The sequence below is a fragment of the Gemmatimonadota bacterium genome, from assembly GCA_026706345.1.
Lineage (GTDB): Bacteria > JAAXHH01 > JAAXHH01 > JAAXHH01 > JAAXHH01 > JAAXHH01.
Genome location: JAPOYX010000195.1, coordinates 1 through 1,478 on the forward strand (window position 1 = coordinate 1; position 1,478 = coordinate 1,478).

Sequence of the window (1,478 nt, forward strand, 5' to 3'; positions counted from 1 at the left end):
CCGGTGCTTAAGGAGCGGTACCGCCTGACCGACGGTCGCGATGCCAGGGCCCGGTAAGGGGCATGATAGAATCGCCGATCTCCTGTTCGTTGAAATCCCATCATGATTTCGCCGGCGGATTCGCCCTTGGGGTTTACCTATAGCCCTTGCACCTTCACCACCCCCACCGTACCTGACGTGCGGCGCGCCTGCTTCCGGGCGCGCAAGGTTCTCGAGGAAATCGTTTACGACACGGTCTACCTGGAGAACAATCCGTTTACATTTCCGGAGGTGAAAACGCTGATGGACGGCATCACGGTCGGCGGACACCGGCTGAGCGATGCCAACCAGGTGCTGAACCAGGCTGCCAGTTGGCGCGAGCTCCTGAGCCAGGTGGAGGCCGGACGATTCGCTCTTGATGCAGCCAATGTCAAGCGCCTGCATGCCCTGGTGGCCAGGGAAGAAGCGCTGACGTGGGGCGTGTTCCGCAACGACCGCGTAAGCGTTGCGGGGACGGACTACCAGCCCCCGGACCACACGGAATTGGACGCTGTTTTCCAACGCGGTTTGCGCACCCTGTCATCGATTGCCGACGTGCATGAACGGAGCATTGCCACGTTTCTGTTCGGCGCCCTGAACCAGTTTTTCTTCGACGGCAACAAACGTACCGCCCGGCTGCTGATGAACGGGCAACTGTTGCAGGCCGGCTACGACGCCATAACCATTCCCGCGCGCCACAAGGAAGAGTTCAACCGGACCATGATCGGCTTCTACGACAGCCGGGATGGAACGGCGATGTTCGCGTTCCTGGCAGACTGCTCCACGGACCCGAATCTGAAATACCGGAGTAACCTGTAAACGGGATTGCCGTTTGCGTGGCGTCCCGGAAGCGCGCTCAATAGATGTACGGCACCATCGCAAACCGCGCCCGCTGCCTGTAGCGTTCCCAGAGTTCGCCGTACTTGGCGCGGCAGCGGCGTTCGTCACGGTAGGACCGGTGCACCAGCAGACCCGCAAGCCATGCCGGCAACAGGAACGGTACCCAGGATGCGAACCCGGTGGTCAGGATGAATGCGATGTAAACGCAGATCTCACCGGTGTAGTTGAGGTGCCGCCCGATGCCCCAGAATCCCGAGACCAGCAGGCGCCCGTCCAGCGTTTCGGCCGGTTTCCCCCAGATCCTGATGTCGGGGTCCTGCCTGAAACGGTGCTTCTGCTGATTGGCGCCCCGGAACAGCCAGAAACCGAACACGAACAGCAGCACGATCCCGGCGGCGGCGAGGGGTGAAAGCGGCGGGCCCACGGGATGCACCAGCCACCAGCCGGCGATGCAATAGAAAAACGGCACCAGCACGTAGTCGCCCCAGACGAGATTCCAGCCGAAACGCTCGCTGACGATGTCCCACGTGTGAATCATTCCGTGTTCGAACTGAAAGTAGTTAAAGACGTACACGAAGAAAAAGGCCTGATAGAGCGTCATCGCCAGCGTCAGTTCGCCG

Annotated in this window: 2 protein-coding genes; one reads left to right on the top strand and one right to left on the bottom strand. The window is 61.0% G+C overall.

The genetic code is table 11. The annotated features are described in order from the left end of the window. The first annotated feature begins 126 nt into the window (after positions 1 to 126). Positions 127 to 837 (top strand): Fic family protein, encoded by a 711-nt coding sequence (locus OXG98_13090; GenBank protein MCY3772938.1) that lies wholly within the window; start codon positions 127 to 129, stop codon positions 835 to 837. 37 nt (positions 838 to 874) lie between these two features. Here OXG98_13090 and OXG98_13095 read toward each other — a convergent pair. Beyond that, positions 875 to 1,478, bottom strand: a 604-nt coding sequence (locus OXG98_13095) for a DUF1295 domain-containing protein (protein MCY3772939.1), incomplete at its 5' end; no start/stop codon positions are given.